General features: G+C 60.4%; 13 protein-coding genes. 2 read left to right on the forward strand and 11 right to left on the reverse strand.

Features of this window, described 5'->3' with window-relative positions; genetic code table 11:
- Positions 1-71: 71 nt before the first annotated feature.
- The 8 genes from PFAS1_RS25915 to argH all read right to left on the reverse strand — a co-directional run bounded on the left by PFAS1_RS25915 (position 72) and on the right by argH (position 8,711).
- Positions 72-1,250: an MFS transporter gene (locus PFAS1_RS25915; protein ID WP_076031065.1), complete on the reverse strand. Its 1,179-nt coding sequence runs from the start codon at positions 1,248-1,250 to the stop codon at positions 72-74.
- Positions 1,251-1,266: 16 nt separating this feature from the next.
- Positions 1,267-2,742: an MmgE/PrpD family protein gene (locus PFAS1_RS25920; RefSeq protein ID WP_232252174.1), complete on the reverse strand. Its 1,476-nt coding sequence runs from the start codon at positions 2,740-2,742 to the stop codon at positions 1,267-1,269.
- Positions 2,739-3,626: a polysaccharide deacetylase family protein gene (locus PFAS1_RS25925; protein WP_076031066.1), complete on the reverse strand. Its 888-nt coding sequence runs from the start codon at positions 3,624-3,626 to the stop codon at positions 2,739-2,741. The genes PFAS1_RS25920 and PFAS1_RS25925 overlap by 4 nt, the downstream gene beginning before the upstream one ends.
- Positions 3,619-4,467 (reverse strand): polysaccharide deacetylase family protein, encoded by an 849-nt coding sequence (locus PFAS1_RS25930; RefSeq protein WP_076031067.1) that lies wholly within the window; start codon positions 4,465-4,467, stop codon positions 3,619-3,621. Before PFAS1_RS25930 ends, PFAS1_RS25925 begins: the two co-directional genes overlap by 8 nt.
- Before the next feature lie 148 nt (positions 4,468-4,615).
- Positions 4,616-5,440, reverse strand: coding sequence for an ABC transporter substrate-binding protein (locus PFAS1_RS25935; RefSeq protein WP_076031068.1), 825 nt, complete (start codon positions 5,438-5,440; stop codon positions 4,616-4,618).
- Positions 5,441-5,479: 39 nt separating this feature from the next.
- Positions 5,480-6,244 carry an amino acid ABC transporter ATP-binding protein gene (locus PFAS1_RS25940; protein ID WP_076031069.1) on the reverse strand — a complete coding sequence of 255 codons (765 nt, stop codon included), beginning with the start codon at positions 6,242-6,244 and terminating at the stop codon, positions 5,480-5,482.
- Positions 6,245-6,254: 10 nt separating this feature from the next.
- On the reverse strand, positions 6,255-7,133 hold the full coding sequence (locus tag PFAS1_RS25945) for an amino acid ABC transporter permease (protein ID WP_076031070.1): 879 nt from the start codon (positions 7,131-7,133) through the stop codon (positions 6,255-6,257).
- A gap of 150 nt (positions 7,134-7,283) precedes the next feature.
- Positions 7,284-8,711, reverse strand: coding sequence for an argininosuccinate lyase (gene argH, locus PFAS1_RS25950; protein WP_076031071.1), 1,428 nt, complete (start codon positions 8,709-8,711; stop codon positions 7,284-7,286).
- Positions 8,712-9,018: 307 nt separating this feature from the next.
- Between argH and PFAS1_RS25955 the strand changes: the two genes are divergently transcribed.
- On the forward strand, positions 9,019-9,984 hold the full coding sequence (locus PFAS1_RS25955; RefSeq protein ID WP_076031072.1) for a LysR family transcriptional regulator: 966 nt from the start codon (positions 9,019-9,021) through the stop codon (positions 9,982-9,984).
- Positions 9,985-10,002: 18 nt separating this feature from the next.
- On the opposite strand, the gene PFAS1_RS25960 is transcribed toward PFAS1_RS25955, so the two are convergent.
- Entirely contained in the window at positions 10,003-11,382 is a 1,380-nt protein-coding gene (locus tag PFAS1_RS25960; RefSeq protein WP_076031073.1) for a UDP-glucose dehydrogenase family protein, read from the reverse strand.
- A gap of 611 nt (positions 11,383-11,993) precedes the next feature.
- On the opposite strand from PFAS1_RS25960, the gene PFAS1_RS25965 reads away from it, so the two are divergent.
- Positions 11,994-12,932 (forward strand): site-specific integrase, encoded by a 939-nt coding sequence (locus PFAS1_RS25965; protein WP_076031074.1) that lies wholly within the window; start codon positions 11,994-11,996, stop codon positions 12,930-12,932.
- Positions 12,933-12,942: 10 nt separating this feature from the next.
- Here the strand turns inward: PFAS1_RS25965 and PFAS1_RS25970 are convergent, their stop codons facing one another.
- Both PFAS1_RS25970 and PFAS1_RS25975 read right to left on the reverse strand, forming a co-directional pair.
- Positions 12,943-14,013 (reverse strand): ABC transporter ATP-binding protein, encoded by a 1,071-nt coding sequence (locus tag PFAS1_RS25970; protein ID WP_076031075.1) that lies wholly within the window; start codon positions 14,011-14,013, stop codon positions 12,943-12,945.
- Complete coding sequence (locus PFAS1_RS25975) at positions 14,010-15,608, reverse strand: ABC transporter permease (protein WP_076031604.1); 1,599 nt, start codon at positions 15,606-15,608, stop codon at positions 14,010-14,012. The genes PFAS1_RS25970 and PFAS1_RS25975 overlap by 4 nt, the downstream gene beginning before the upstream one ends.
- Positions 15,609-15,610: the final 2 nt, after the last annotated feature.

The raw sequence follows: 15,610 nt of genomic DNA on the forward strand, positions 1-15,610 counted from the left end.
GGGAGGAACGGGGCACAGTGTGCCGCTCATTCCCGATGCTGACAAATTCATATTAATGCAGTTTTAGTGCATTAATTTTGCTGTAAAGCCACCCGGCGACCGCTCATGAAACACAGCAAACCGCCCATCGCGGTCAATGCGCTCAGGGCATAAAACATCGTTGGCGCCGGGGTGTGCATCAGCAGGAAACCGCAAATCACCGGGCTCAGGGCACCACCGAGGGCCGCGAGGTTTTGCGCGCCGTAATAACTGCCGCGCAGCTCTTCCGGCGCCAGGGTGTCAACGAAGAGGAATTCGGCGGGGTAAATGATCATTTCACCGAGGGTGAAGATGAACATGGCCACGCACCAGCTCACAAGGCTGTCGGCCAGGCTGAAGCCGATCAAACCGACGATGAACAGGCTGGTACCGCCCGCGATCCAGTAACGCAATTGTTCGCGCTTGAGGAAACGACCGATCTGGTATTGCAGCAGGATCACGCTGATCGCATTGCAGGCGAGCAGGGCGGCCATGGTTTCCAGTGCCCGTTTGGTGTCTTGAGTCACCAACAGGTATTGCGACAGGTACAGGGTGAAACGGCCATGGACCACGGTGCTGAGCAGGCAGCCGCAGGTGAACATGATCAGCGTGCGGTCGTTTTTCAGAGTGATCAGGGTCTTGAGAAAACTCGTTGGCTGGCCAATCGCGGGAGCCTGGGCCGAATCCTTCGGTATCCCGATCATCAGGAAAATACTGAAGAACGCGATGCCGCCGGCGATCAGGAACGGTGCTATCGGATACACGCCGGCAATCACCACGCCCAGCATCGGGCCGGTGGCGTAGCCGATGTTGGTCAAGGTGTAGCGCAGGGAAAACGCCTTGGCGCGCTGGCCCACGGGCAGGTTTTCGCTGAGGATCGCCTTTGAACCGATCAGGAACAGTGCCGAGGCGGTTTCGGTGATCACCAGGGTGGCGGTGGTCAGGTAGAGGTTGTCGGCGAAAGTCAGCAGCACAAAGCCGATGGCGCTGGAGAGCATCGCCAGGATCAACAGCCGGCGCTTCTCGAGGCGGTCGATGATGTAACCGCCGTAGAGCGCGAGCAGGGTGGCGATGAAGACCGCGATGCCCAGCAGCAAGCCGACATCCTGTTGGTTGAGGCCGAGTTTGTTGCTCAGGAACAGCGTCAGCAGCGGGCTGGTAATGGCGCGGCTGACGACGATGGTCAGCGAAACGATCATCAACCGGCGGATAACGAGTGAGTAAGTGGCCACGGTGGTGCAAATATCCTTATTTAATGTTCTCTGAGTGATCGTACCCACGTCGAGGCGTCGAACCGTCTGCGTGGGAATGCCTCACCGGACGCTCTGCGTCCGCTTCGGCAGGGACGCGGAGCGTCCCGGGCTGCATTCCCACGCGGAGCGTGGGAACGATCGACAACTCAATGGATTCCAATTCTTCAATCCGCCACAACTGCTCAAGCAGTTCTGCCGCTTGCCCCCGCGGCATCACCCGCAACGCCAGGCTGAAAAACTTCTCCTCCAGCGCCGCATCACTCAACGGATTGCCCGGCGCACCCAATGGCGGGTCGACACACAGGCTCGCCTGCCGACCGTCCACGGTCCGCACGCTGACGATGGGCTCGCCATCCTCTGACAGTTGCGGATCCACTTCAAGACGGATGCGCGACATCCAGTGAGCAATCCGTGGATCGCCCCGTTGTTCATCGTCATACGCCTCCAGCCGGCAATGCCCCTGCACCAGCCGGGCTGCGAGGGCATACGGCAGGCTCATCTGCGCCGCCGCCAGCGTACCGACGTCGCGCCCGCCGCACATGTCCTGAAGAAACCCGCACAACGACACCCGGACATCCTCGACCTGATCTGTGCTGACCTGCAGTTGATCCAGCAACAGCCCCAGCGCATCGATGGCGGAATGCGTTCCGCGACATGCGGCGTAGGGTTTGATCGAACAGCGAGCGAGTTTCCATACGACGCCCAGATCGGCATCCAGCGCGTCAGGTTGTGAGCTCTCACCGGCCAGGGTTTTCAGAAACCCGCCCCAGACATCATCGAACAACTTCGTCGGCCCGGTGATGCCTCTTTGCGCAAATCGCGCCGCCAGCAATCCACCCTCGGCGGCACGGCCACTGTGAAGTTTTTTACTTTGCGAACCGTCGTGAATAAACGCCCATAACCCCCCACTGAAACTGCCGGCAATGCCCAGCGCCGAGACGGTTTGCGCGGTATCCAGTCCGAGAATTCGCGCACTGGCCGCCGCCGCACCGAACACGCCGCAGGTGGCGGTGGAGTGCCAGCCGGCGCCGTTGTGGGCTGAATAGCTGCCACAGGCTTCGAGCACCCGGCGGCCGATTTCGTAGCCGATTACCACAGCGGTGATCAGCTCCCGGCCATTCACCGATTGTCCAGACATCGACACCGCCGCCATGACTGCCGGCAGCACCACCGCGCCGGAGTGGTCGCAACCACCGGTGTCGTCCAGTTCCAGGGCATGGGCGGCGACACCATTGAGCAGGGCGGCCTGGGCCGCGCCAGTGCGTTGATCGGTGCCCCAGATCAGCGTGTTCCCGACCTCACCGTCGAAGACCTGCCGTGCCTGCTTCGCGACATCACTGCCAGCCCCGGCCAGGGTCGCGCCGAAGGTGTCGAGTATGTGTCGCTTGGCTTGTGCCACTAGTGCAGGCGGCAAGTCTTCGAATCGGCTGTCGACGCAGAACTGCGCCAAACGCTGCATCCGCTCACTCATGAAAGGTAATCCCGATAATGCCGCTCATACACGGCCGCCGGATGGTCCTCGGTCACAGGCCGCGCCGATTCGGCCCACCATTGAGCAACGTCGGCGCCTGTGGCAATCCACACGTCGTCGTGCTGTTGAATCCCCTCCAGCAACTCGCGCAACACGCCAATCCGCCCGGGTGTCGCAATGATTTCCGGGTGCAGTCGCAGCACATAACACAGGCCGAATCGGTGAAACCCGGCGAAGTCCAGTTGCAGGTTGCCCAGGGTATGGCTGTAAGAGGCGATCCGCGATTGCGCCGGCGGCACGGCCGGGCTCAGGTTGAAGGCGAAGTAGGGTTCGTCTTCCAGTTCGTAGTGCAACGGCAACTCGATGACGTCGGGCGCCGTCGGATGTGCGAATGGCAAATCATCGCCACGCCACGACGATGACCAGCGAAAGCCGTGATTCTTCAACGCTTCGATGAAGCCCGGTGCACCGTTGCCGGCCGGGATGCGAAAGCCTGTTGGACGCTGGCCAGTCAGCGAGGTCAACGCCTCGCAGCCTTTGGCAATCTCGGCGCTTTGCTCGTTGAGGCTCAGTGTGTCGTAATTCTGGTGGCGATACCCGGCGCAGGCGATCTCATGTCCACCGGCCTGGATTGCCCGAATGTGCCCGGGGTTTTCCTCGGCGACGATACCGGGCACAAACCAGCTGCTGGAAACCCCCAGTTCTTCGAATAAACCGAGCAAACGGTCGACGCCGCGTTGGGTGCCATAGCGCCAGACCGACAGCGTCTTGTCGCGCCCGGCGACCTCCGGGGCCTGGGTGAGGATGCCGTGGATGTCGTTGTAATCGACGGTCAGTACCACGGCGCAACGGTAGCCTTTTGGCCAGACAGTGGAATCAGCCATGGTGATGCTCCTTCAGCCACCAGTGGGCGACATCGCGGCAGGTGGCGAACCACACGTCATCACGCTGGCGCATGTGTTCGAAGAGTTTCTCCAGCAGTAGGATGCGACCCGGTTTGCCGGTGATCTTGGGGTGGAACAGGGTGGTCAGGCACAGTCCTTCGTTCATGGCGCCGTCGTATTCGCGGCACCAGTTATCGAGGGTCAGTGCGTAGCTGGCGGTGCGGTCCAGCCCGGAAGGAAAGTCCGGCGCGCGGGTGTAGGCGAGGGAGGCGTAGTCGTCCATTTCCCAGCGGCCGGGGATTTCCACCAGCGGCGTGTCGTGCCCCGGTACTTTCACCAGGTATGGCCGGTCATCGCCGCGCATGCTGCTGGAGTAGGTCACGCCAGCCTCCACCAGCATCGCCGGGGTTTCGGCCCGCCAGTCACCGGACGGGGTGCGAAACCCTTCGGCGCGGATGTTCAGGTGTTTCCAGAACACCTCGCGGGATTTCTTCATCACGTCCTTTTGCTGTTCCAGCGTCAGGGCGTAAAAGGATTCGTGTTTGTAGCCGTGGTAGGCCACTTCATGCCCGCGCTCGACAATCGCCTGGCATTGTTTTGGCCAGTTCTCCACGACCCAGGCCGGGACGAAAAACGTCGTTGGGATTTGGTAGGCGTCGAGCACATCGAGGATGCGGGGCAAGGCGCGGTAAGGGCCGTAACCGCCGAAACCGAAGTACTCGGGCTTGCGCCAGATCGAACCGTTGAGCATGGCATCGCCGGTCGGGCCGTCGAGGTCGAAGGCCAGGGCGAGGCAGGCTTTGTGTTGGTCGGGCCAGGTGGGTTGTGGCAAGGAGGACATGTGGTGCTCCATTTATTCATCGGTAAAACGCAACCCTGTGGGAGCGGGCTTGCTCGCGAATGCGGTGTGTCAGTCAGCAGTGATGTGAATGACACACCGCATTCGCGAGCAAGCCCGCTCCCACATTTGGTCCGGGTCACCTGCTTGATTATTTTCCGGCGTTAATGGTCACAGTCTTGATCGCACCCAGTTCCAGGTCCCACTTCTTCAGGATCGCCTGGTAGCTGCCGTCATCCACCATGCTCTGCAACGCGACCTTCACCGCCTCGCTCAGCTCAGGCTTTTTCTTGCTCACGCCCAGCCCGGTGAACTGCTTGGAGATCGGCAGGCCCACGGTTTTGTACATGTCCTTTTCCTGAGTCTTCAGGTAGGACAGGGTCTCGCTGCCCTGCATGGCCGCATCGATACGGCTCTGACGCAATTGCGCGCGGGCATCGGCCGAGCCTTCGGTGCCGATCACGTTGATCGCAGGCTTGCCGGCGGCTTCGCAATTGGCCTTGCTCCACTCGGCGATTTCCGCCGGGAAGGTGGTGCGGCGGCTGGTGCCGACTTTCTTGCCACACAGGTCGATGATCTCGTTGAAATCCTTGTTCTTCTGCAAGGTGTAGAACTGCGGACCGCTGGTGAAGTAGTCAACGAAGGTCACGCTGGCCTGACGTTCGGCGGTGTCGGTCATGCCCGACATCACCATGTCCACACGGTCGGTGGTCAGCGCATTGATCATTTGCTCGAAGCCGGTTTCCTGCCATTTGATCTTCACGCCCAGACGTTCGGCCAAGGCATTGCCCAGGTCATAGTCGAGACCGGTGAGGGTGTTGGTGGCCGGGTCCTTGAAGTCCATCGGCGGGTAGTTCGGCATGATCGCTACGACGACCTCGCCCTTGGCCTTGATGCTGGCCGGCAATTCGGCGGCGAAGGTGAAGCCGGAAGCCATAACGCCTGCGAGTACTGCTGGAATAACGAAGTTCTTCATGGTCGTTCTCTTATGAGTGTTGTGAGCGCCAAAGGACGCTTAGGTTCGAACGGCAGAAATGAAGCTTTGGGTGCGCGGGTTTTGCGGACTTATTAGTATTTCTTCGGGGCTTCCAGCCTCCACGATCTGCCCGCCGTCCATGAACACCATGCGGTTGGAAACTTCGCGAGCGAAGCCCAGTTCATGGGTGACGACGATCATGGTCATGCCGGTCTGCGCCAGATCGCGCATCACCGACAGCACCTCACCGACCAGTTCCGGGTCGAGTGCCGAAGTGGGTTCATCGAACAGCATCAGCTTGGGCCGCATGGCCAGTGCACGGGCTATGGCGACGCGTTGTTGCTGGCCACCCGAGAGTTCGATCGGGTAGCTGTTGCGCTTGTCGGCCAGGCCGACGCGAGCGAGCAATTCCACGGCTTCTTCGTGCGCCTCCTTGGGCGAACGCTTGAGCACCTGGCATGGCCCTTCGATGATGTTTTGCAGCACGGTCATGTGCGGAAACAGGTTGAAACGCTGGAACACCATGCCGGTGGCCAGGCGTTGACGGGCGATCTGCGACTCGTTGAGTTCGTGCAGCTTATTGCCGACGATGCGGTAACCCACCAGTTCGCCATCGACCCAGAGGCCGCCCTTGTCGATTTTTTCCAGCTGGTTGATGCAGCGCAGCAAGGTGCTTTTGCCGGAGCCGGACGGGCCGATGATGCACAGCACTTCGCCTTGCTCGACTTCGATGTTGACGTCCTTGAGCGCGTGGAAATGGTCGTAGTATTTGTTCAGGCTCACGGCCTTGACGATGCTTCTCATGTGGGGCTCCTCAAGAACGCTTGCCGGCGCCGCGAGCGAAACGACGCTCCAGACGACTTTGACCAAAGGACAGGACGGTGACGGTGGCCAGGTACCAGATACCGGCGACGATCAGCAGCTCCATCACGCGGGCGTTGGCGTAGTAGATGTTCTGGGCGTTGTAGAGCAGTTCCGAGTACTGGATGACGCTCGCCAGCGAGGTCATCTTCACCATGCCGATGAACTCGTTACCGACCGGCGGAATGATCACCCGCATGGCTTGCGGCAGGATGATCCGGCGCAGCGCTTGCAGGCGCGGCATGCCGATCGACTTGGCGGCTTCGTACTGGCCGGTGTCCACCGACAGCAGGCCGGCACGTACCACTTCGGCGGTGTAGGCGCCCTGGTTGATGCTCAAGCCGAGGAGGGCTGCCACGAACGGGGTCATCAGGCTCACGGTGTCCATTTCGAACAGGCCGGGGATGCCGATGGTGGGGAAGATCAGCGCCAGGTTGAACCACAACAGCAGTTGCAGGATCAGCGGCGTGCCGCGAAACAGCCAGGTGTAGGTCACCGCCACGTAGCGCAGGATCGGGTTGGCCGACATGCGCATGATCGCGGTGATCACCCCGAAAACGATGCCCAGCGCCATGGCCAGCACCGCCATGACGATGGTGTTGAGCAAGCCCCACATGATCGCCTGGGAAGTGAGGAACTGGCCGATGTAAGACCACTCGATCTTGCCTTCGGCGAAAGCTCGTACCAGGCCGATAATCGCAATGACGATCACGGTGGCGAAGAAAATCCGCCCGTAATAACGCCGTGGCACATGATGGTACTGGGTGATATCGAACTGGTTTTCCGCCAGTTTGCGCTCCGACTGGAGTCGTTCTGCCTGAGTCTGGCTCATGTTGTTTCTCCGTACGCTTGGTAATTCAGGCCAACCACAATCCCTGTGGGAGCGGGCTTGCTCGCGAATGCGGTGTGTCATTCAACATAAATGGCGACTGACACGACCCCTTCGCGAGCAAGCCCGCTCCCACAGGTTTTGTGTTCTGCTTCAGAGGCGGAAACCTTGATAGTTTTCGGTCCACGCTTGCTGCGCAGCCAAGGCCGTTTTCAGTCGACCGATCTGCTCGCGCACCTGTTGCGGCGCGGTGCCGCCCCAGCCACTGCGGGCGGCGATGGCGGCTTCGAGGGTCAGGCTCTCGCGCACTTCCGCAGTCAGGCGCGGGTCAATCTCGGCCAACAGCGCCGGGGAGGCTTCCCACAATTCGATGTCGTGTTTCTCACAGGCCTGAACCAGCGCACCGGTGATTTCGTGGGCTTCCTTGAACGGCACGCCGCGCATGGCCAGCCAGTCGGCGACTTCGGTGGCGAGGGTGAAACCCAGTGGCGCCTGACGCCGCAGTTCTTCGACGTTGACCTCCATGGTTGCGACCATCCCGGCCATGGCGGGCAGCACCAGCAACAGGGTGTCGACGCTGTCGAGCACGCCGTTTTTGTCTTCGCTCAAGTCGCGGTTGTACGACAGCGGCAGGGATTTGAGGGTGGAGAGCAGGCCGGTCAGGTTGCCGATCAGGCGACCCGCCTTGCCCCGGGCCAGTTCAGCGATGTCCGGGTTCTTCTTCTGCGGCATGATCGAGCTGCCGGTGGCGTAGGCATCGTCCAGCACGACCCAGCGAAATTGCCGCGACGACCACAGGCAGAACTCTTCGGCGAGGCGCGAGATGTTGATCCCGAGCATGCTGGCAATGAACAGGAACTCGGCAACGTGATCGCGGCTGGCTACGGCATCGATGGAGTTTTCACACACGCCGCTGTAGCCCATTTCCTTGGCCGACTGCTGCGGCAGACGGGCGATGGCGGAACCGGCCATGGCCGCCGCGCCGAGTGGCGACAGCGAAGTGCGTACGTCCCAGTCCACCAGGCGTTGCACGTCACGCAACATCGATTGGGCGTGGGCCAGCAAGTGGTGAGCGAACACGATCGGCTGGGCTTGCTGCAGGTGAGTGAACCCTGGGCAGATGCTTTCGATGTGCTGCTCGGCCTGATCCACCAGGGCTTGTTGCAGGGCCAGGACTTCAACGGCCAGGGTGCGGACGTGATCACGCAGGAACAGGCGCAGGTCGTTGGCGGTCTGGTCGTTGCGTGAACGGCCGGCGCGCAGCTTGCCGCCCAGCGCGCCGAGGCGTTCGGTCAGCAGGCGTTCGATGAAGGTGTGGACGTCTTCGTCATCCAGGGTCGGCGCGATGCTGCCGGCGCGGAAGTCATCACCGATGCGCTCCAGAGCGTCGAGCATGGTCTGGGTTTCTTGTTCGCTCAGCAGCCCGGCGCGCTGCAATTCACGGGCATGCGCCTTGGAACCGGCGAGGTCGTACGGGGTGAGGCGAAAGTAGCGCTCGGGGCAACGGGACAAGGCCGCCAGGGCTTCGGACGGACCGCTTTTGAAGCGGGCACCCCAGAGACGGTCGGTGGTTTGAGACATTGTTGTTTTCCTCGTCGGTAAAGCGAACTGAAATCGGGGTGCCGGGCCTGAAACACTCGCCGCAAATCAATTGGGCGTGGTTTGGCCTAAACATTATTCAAGGGCAGGGGGAAAGCGCAGTTGCATCGTTACGAGAGCTGATCGTAGTGTCAGCTTTTAATAGTTCGAAATCAGTGAGTTGGCACTGATGTGCGGGATTTATTAGCGGTTGCCAAGCCTGGTTTTCTGTGGTCATTATTATTTACCAGCACTATTTTTGTTGTTGGACACAGGTTGTTGAATAGGGCGCCAGAGGTAAATAGGCATTATGGAAACCCCACTTTCCAATTCCGGAAACCCGCCGCTGAAAACGGGTCATCGGGCACCGCTGACCCTCAGCGGTCTGGACTTCAAACTGCTCAAAGTATTCAAGGCAGTGGTCGAAGCCGGCGGCTTCAGTGCCGCCCAGAACGAGCTGAATGTGGGTCTGGCAGCCATCAGCAAACAGATCTCCGACCTGGAGATCCGCATCGGCATGCGCCTGTGTACCCGTGGCCGCGAAGGTTTTCACCTGACCGAAGAGGGTCGCCTGGTGTATCAGGCGTCCATTGATTTATTTGCCTCGGTCGATAACTTTCGTGATCGCCTTAGTTCAGCGCAAAATGAACTGATCGGTGACCTTGGTGTGGGGGTTATTGACAATACGATTTCCGATGTTAATTCGCCGTTAGTTGCTGCGCTTAGAACAATTAATGAAACATCGCCGAAAGTAAGATTTCAACTTCAAGCCTCGCAGCTGGATGAAGTGGAAAGAGGTGTTGTAGAGGGACGGTTAGTGGCGGGGATCGTGCCGGTTTATCAGAAGCGTGAAGAGTTTGATTACTACCCGCTTTATGAAGAACGCTCCGAAGTTTATTGCGCTGTCGGTCATCCGTTATTCACGGTGCCGGACGCAGAAATCGGCAGTCATGTGCTCAAGGATTACGAGTGCATCAACCACCGCTATGCGATTCATCGCGACAAACTGAATTTTGCCCACTACGACAGCTTTTCCGCCTCGGCCAGCCAGGTCGAAGCGGTGGCATTGCTGATCAAGACCGGGCGTTTCGTGGGTTTTCTGCCACAGCATTACGCCGCGTCGATGGTGGCGCAGGGACAGTTCCGGGCTGTGCGCCCGGACCTGATCAACATCAGCACCCCGTTCAATCTGATCCTTCGTCACAACACGGTGCGCAGTCCGCTGGTCAAGGCGTTTGCCCTGGCGTTGGGGGTCGATTTGAAGGCGCCGCTCTGATAGCGGCTGACATCGTATTCAAGCGACGACCGAAGCAGCGGGCCACTGCTGATGCGGAATCGGCAAGTTACGCGACTCGCCACGGCCCATCGGGAAGTACATGAAACCGGCGCGGGCCAGGCGATCGGCGTCGTACAGGTTGCGTCCGTCGAAGATCACCGGTGCGTTGAGTCGCTGCTGGATCAGGCTGAAATCCGGGGCCTTGAACTGCTGCCATTCGGTGCAGATGATCAGCGCGTCAGCGCCGGACAATACCGATTCCGGCGTGCCCATCAGCATCAACCGGGATTCATCGGGATACAGCTGCTGGGTTTCCTGCATGGCTTCCGGGTCGAACGCGCGGACATTGGCCCCGGCGGCCCACAGCGATTCCAGCAGCACCCGGCTCGGTGCATCGCGCATGTCGTCGGTGTTCGGTTTGAACGCCAGCCCCCACACGGCGAAGGTCCTGCCACGCAAATCACCCCGGTAGAACGCGTTGATACGCTCGAACAACTTGTGCTTCTGACGCTGGTTGATTGCTTCCACCGCTTGCAGCAAATCGCTGGAGCAATGCGCCTGTTCGGCGCTGTGGATCAGCGCGCGCATGTCCTTTGGAAAGCACGAGCCGCCATAGCCGCAGCCGGGGTAGATGAAGTGGTAACCAATGCGCGAGTCGGCGCCGATGCCCAGGCGCACCGATTCGATGTCGGCGCCCAGGTGTTCGGCCAGTTCGGCGATCTGGTTGATGAAGCTGATCTTGGTCGCCAGCATGCAGTTGGCGGCGTACTTGGTCAGCTCGGCGCTGCGCAGGTCCATGAACATGATCCGGTCATGATTGCGGTTGAAGGGCGCGTAGAGGTCGCGCATCACGTCACGCACTTCATCGCGTTCGCAGCCGATGACGATCCGGTCCGGGCGCCGGCAATCGGCCACGGCAGAGCCTTCTTTCAGAAACTCCGGGTTGGAGACAATATCGAACTGCAGCAGCCGACCGACCTTGATCAGGCACTTGTCGATGTGTGCGCGCAAGGTGTCACCCGTGCCCACCGGCACCGTGGATTTTTCCACCAGAATCACCGGCTGTTCACGATGACGCGCCACGGCTTCGCCCACCGCCAGCACATAACGCAGATCCGCCGAGCCATCGTCCCGGGACGGTGTACCAACGGCGATAAACAATACCTGCCCATGCTGCACCGCAAACTGCTCGTCAGTGGTGAACTGTAGACGATGGGCTTCCAGGCCTTCGCGCACCAGGCTGGCCAGCCCCGGTTCGAAAATGCTCACGTGGCCTTGTTGCAGCCGTTCGACTTTGCGCTCATCAATGTCCATGCAGACCACGTCGTGGCCGACTTCAGCCAGGACAGCCGCTTGCACCAGGCCAACATAACCGCTACCAAATACACTGATTTTCATGGGGCACTCCTGAGTCCGGATGCGAGAGCAGGGCGAGCGTTGAGGGCGATGACGGTCGACTCGCTGCTGTGCAGCGTCAGGATAGGCGGGGTCATATTTCAATTCGTCTATCGTGCTGGACAACGCCACGTCCGGAGGTTTCAGACTCCAAGCCACGGCCTCGCGGCGGTATTGAGCGAAACGCAATACTTGCTTTACGACGGCAGTTTCTTCATTGCCGGTACTGGAACGGGACAACGGGAAAAGCCTGGTTCCTGGACAACTTTCTGGCGTAAGCCATCCTTCAGCGTCAATGCCGAAAGAAACGTGATTTCAATGATTTAGCTAACGGCCAGACGCACACTGTATTTGACATTTACAGCCGTGGCCGGCAGGTTGGGAGCCCACCGAGGCTCACTGGATTGATTGAAGGTTATGTCTGGTTTTGTGAAAGGGGCATGAGAAAACCGGTGGGTGAACTGCTTACCTGAACGTCATACAGTCACTGTTCAGACTTCTGCCGTTCATCGAGTTTTTTAGTGGAAATTCCTACAGAAGTGTTCCGCGTTATATGAAGGATGTTTCAATCCTTAGTTGTTTAATGAACTGTTTTCCACTTAAGGCCGTTTCGTTTGATTGACTTACCCGCTACCGACTCCATTCCCTCAAAGACCAACCCGCTGACCCTGTACCTGGCACGTCTGGCGCCCTCCAGCCAGTTGACCATGCGTTATGTGTTGCAGGACGCCGCTGACCGGTTGGGCTTCGAAGACATGAACGTCGAGGAGATTCCCTGGCACAACCTGCAACCGGAAGATGTCATCGCGCTGGTCGCCACTTTGCGCACCGACGGCTATGCACCGAACACTTCTTCGCTGTACGTCAATGCAGTGCGCGGGGTGATGAACGAGGCGTGGCGCATGAGCCTGATCAGTCAGGAGCACTTGCTGAAAATGCGCTCGGTCAAGGGAATTGCCGGCACGCGATTGTCCCAGGGGCGCAACCTCAGGCGCACGCTGATCCAGGAACTGATGGCGGTCTGTGCTGCCGATCCACGGCCACAAGGGTTGCGGGATGCGGCGATCATCGGGATTTTGTATGGCTCGGGCATGCGCAAATCGGAATCGGTGAACCTGGACCTGAACCAGGTCGATTTCGCCGAGCGCAGCCTTCGTGTAACCGCCAAGGGCAACAAGCAACTGATCAAGTACGCACCGGCCTGGGCGTTCGCCAAACTCAATGACTGGCTGGAACTGCGGCGCTCGCTACTGAAGGAGGGCGAAACGGACGATTCGTTCCTGTTCAATCGCATCCGCCGCGGCAGCCACATCACCCGCGAGCGCATCACCAAACATGCGATCTATTACATCGCCCGCCAGCGGGGCGCGCAGGTTGGGGTGAAAATCATGCCGCATGATTTTCGACGTTCGTTCATTACCCGAGTGATTGAGGAGTACGACTTGTCGATCGCCCAGAAACTCGCCCATCACAGCAACATCCAGACCACGGCCAACTACGATGTGCGCGATGACAACGAGCGACGTCGTGCGGTGGACCGGTTCGATCTTTGATGGAAGAGGTTCACGTTTCGCTCAGTACGTGGGCATGGCCTATTGTCGAAACGTGAACCGCACTGCCGGCGGGTGGTGCATACAGGCCAGAACTTCGCACCATCAATGATCGCCCAGGCTGTTGCCCGGACGCCAAAGCCTCCAGCTCCACTGTCAATGTGCAGGTATTGCCGCTGAAATCCCGCTCGGTCACGACGGCGCGACACCCGCCGGCCTTGGACGGGTTGGGCTGGATGCTGACGAGTTGCAATTGTTCGGGACGCAGCATGATCTGCGCCGATTTATTGGCCCGGTGATTGTTCACCGGTATCCGGCCGAGATCGCAATGGGCCCAGCCGGCTTCGATTCTGGCGGGCATGACGATGGCATCCCCGAGAAACAGCGCGGTTTGTTCATCCTCGGGGTAGCGGTAAAGGTCCAGCGGATGGCCCGACTGCACCAGCCGACCGTCACGCATCACCGCCAGCTGATCGGCGAACGACAAGGCTTCACTCTGGTCATGGGTGACCAGAATGGTGGTCACGCCGGCGTCGGTCAGCAGCCGGGCGACCATTTTGCGCATGGCGCCACGAAGCCCGGTGTCGAGGGCCGAAAACGGCTCGTCCAGCAGCATCAAGCGCGGCTGTTGGGCCAACGCCCGCGCCAGTGCGACGCGCTGTTGCTGGCCGCCGGAGAGCTCGTGGGGCCAACGGTTGGCCATGCTCGCATCCAGCGCCACGCTGTCCATCAACTCGGCGACGCGCTCCTGTTTTGCACCGCCCCTGATCGAAAGCCCGAAACCGATGTTCGCGGCCACGGTCATGTGCGGGAACAAGGCGCCGTCCTGCGGAACATAACCGATCAGACGCTCATGCGCCGGGACTTCGTGGGTGCTGTCGACGAGCGTTTGGCCATTGAGTAAAAGACGCCCCGTGTCCGGGAATTCGAAGCCGGCGATCATCCGCAGCAAAGTGGTTTTACCTGAGCCGGACGGGCCGACGATGACCGTTCGACTGCCCGTTGGTACCGACAGATTGACGCTCTCCAGCGCTTGATGGGCGCCGTAGGACTTGGAAATGGAATGGAGTTCGAGAGCGTTCATCGGCCAGCCGTTCGTTTGGATTGGTGATAAAGAAGTCCGGTCAGGGGAAGCGACAGCAGGATCATCAACAGGGCATAGGGCGCAGCGGCGGCGTAGTCGATTTCGCTGGTCATGGCCCAGAACCCGGTGGCCAGGGTGCGCGTGCCGTTGGGGGCGAGCAGCAGGGTGGCGGTCAACTCATTGGTGATCGCCAGAAACACCAGCGCGGCGCCAGCGGCAGCGCCGGGCGCTGCTAGACGCAGGGTGATCAGCCACAATGCCCGGGCAGGCGAGCGGCCGAGGCTGCGGGCCATATTTTCCAGCTCAACCGGCGCCTGGGCGATGCCGGCGCGCAAACTCACCAGGGCCCGGGGCAAAAACATCAGCAGGTACGCCAGCAGCACCGTGACCGTCGTCTGGTAAATCGGCCGGGCAAAATGGATGGTGACGGTCACCAAGGCCAGGGCCACGACGATCCCGGGCAACGAACTGGTGATGTAGTTGCAGCTTTCCAATACGCGTTGCAACCGGCCCGGAGCGCGAATCGACAGCCAGGCAATCGGGATGGCGGCGCAGGTGGTGACGGCGGCGCCCGCAACGCCGAGCAGCAGCGTTTGTTCCAGCGCCGGCATAAGTTCGTCCATCTGCCACACCTGCGTGCCGCCGGCGATCAGCCAGTTACCTAAAGTCACCAGTGGCACGCCGAGTGTCAGCGCGCAGGTCGCAATCTGTACGGTCAGGGCGAGGAGGGTGGTTGCGGGTTTCAGGCGTACTACCCGCTGCTCGCGAGCGCTTCCCGACCCGACCCGAGCGTAACGCGCGTTACCGCGAGCGGCCGATTCTGCGGTCAGCATCACCAGGCAACACAGGGCGAGCACGCTGGCCAGCATGTGGGCAGCGGGGCCGTTGAAGGTGGACTTGAACTGATCGAAGATGGCCGTGGTGAAGGTGTCGAAACGGATCATCGCGTACAGGCCATATTCGGCCAGCAGATGCAGGCCCACCAGCAACGCGCCGCCGCAAATGGCCAGGCGCAGTTGCGGCAACACCACGCGGAAAAATATCGCCCAAGGCTTGAGCCCCAGCGATTCGGCAACGTCTTCGATGGCTGGATCGAGCCTGCGCAGGGTGGCGGCTATCGGCAAATACAAGAACGGGAAGTAAGCGATGACCGAGACCAGCACCCCGGCAAACAGCCCGTGAATCGGCGGCACCAGACTGACCCACGCATAGCTGTGCACGAACGCTGGCACTGCCAGCGGCGCGGTCGCCAGCAACGACCACCAGCGCCGCCCCGGCAGGTTGGTGCGCTCTGTCAACCAGGCCAGCGACAGGCCTAACGTGACGCACAACGGAATCGTGATAACCACCAGCAAAACGGTGTTGATCAATAATTCAGCGACCCGCGGCCGGAATACCAGCGGCACAAGGGTCGCCCAGCCTGTCTGAAACGATACGCCGATGACGAAGGCAATCGGCAGCAGTGACAGCAGCGAAACCAGCACCGACAAGCCGATCACCCACGCGCCACCACGCCCCGCGAAGAGGCCGCGGGTTCGTCGTCGCAAGTTTGCGGGTATCGCCTCAGCGACACCCGCCGGCAAGGTTTCAGGCAGCA

The organism is Pseudomonas frederiksbergensis (genome assembly GCF_001952935.1).
GTDB classification, from domain to species: Bacteria; Pseudomonadota; Gammaproteobacteria; order Pseudomonadales; family Pseudomonadaceae; genus Aquipseudomonas; species Aquipseudomonas frederiksbergensis.

Coding starts and splice junctions, on each gene's coding strand:
- argH (WP_076031071.1), bottom strand. CDS start 8,711: ATGTCTCAAACCACCGACCGTCTCTGGGGTGCCCGCTTCAAAAGCGGT.
- PFAS1_RS25930 (WP_076031067.1), bottom strand. CDS start 4,467: ATGTCCTCCTTGCCACAACCCACCTGGCCCGACCAACACAAAGCCTGC.
- PFAS1_RS25955 (WP_076031072.1), top strand. CDS start 9,019: ATGGAAACCCCACTTTCCAATTCCGGAAACCCGCCGCTGAAAACGGGT.
- PFAS1_RS25935 (WP_076031068.1), bottom strand. CDS start 5,440: ATGAAGAACTTCGTTATTCCAGCAGTACTCGCAGGCGTTATGGCTTCC.
- PFAS1_RS25940 (WP_076031069.1), bottom strand. CDS start 6,244: ATGAGAAGCATCGTCAAGGCCGTGAGCCTGAACAAATACTACGACCAT.
- PFAS1_RS25945 (WP_076031070.1), bottom strand. CDS start 7,133: ATGAGCCAGACTCAGGCAGAACGACTCCAGTCGGAGCGCAAACTGGCG.
- PFAS1_RS25925 (WP_076031066.1), bottom strand. CDS start 3,626: ATGGCTGATTCCACTGTCTGGCCAAAAGGCTACCGTTGCGCCGTGGTA.
- PFAS1_RS25920 (WP_232252174.1), bottom strand. CDS start 2,742: ATGAGTGAGCGGATGCAGCGTTTGGCGCAGTTCTGCGTCGACAGCCGA.
- PFAS1_RS25960 (WP_076031073.1), bottom strand. CDS start 11,382: ATGAAAATCAGTGTATTTGGTAGCGGTTATGTTGGCCTGGTGCAAGCG.
- PFAS1_RS25970 (WP_076031075.1), bottom strand. CDS start 14,013: ATGAACGCTCTCGAACTCCATTCCATTTCCAAGTCCTACGGCGCCCAT.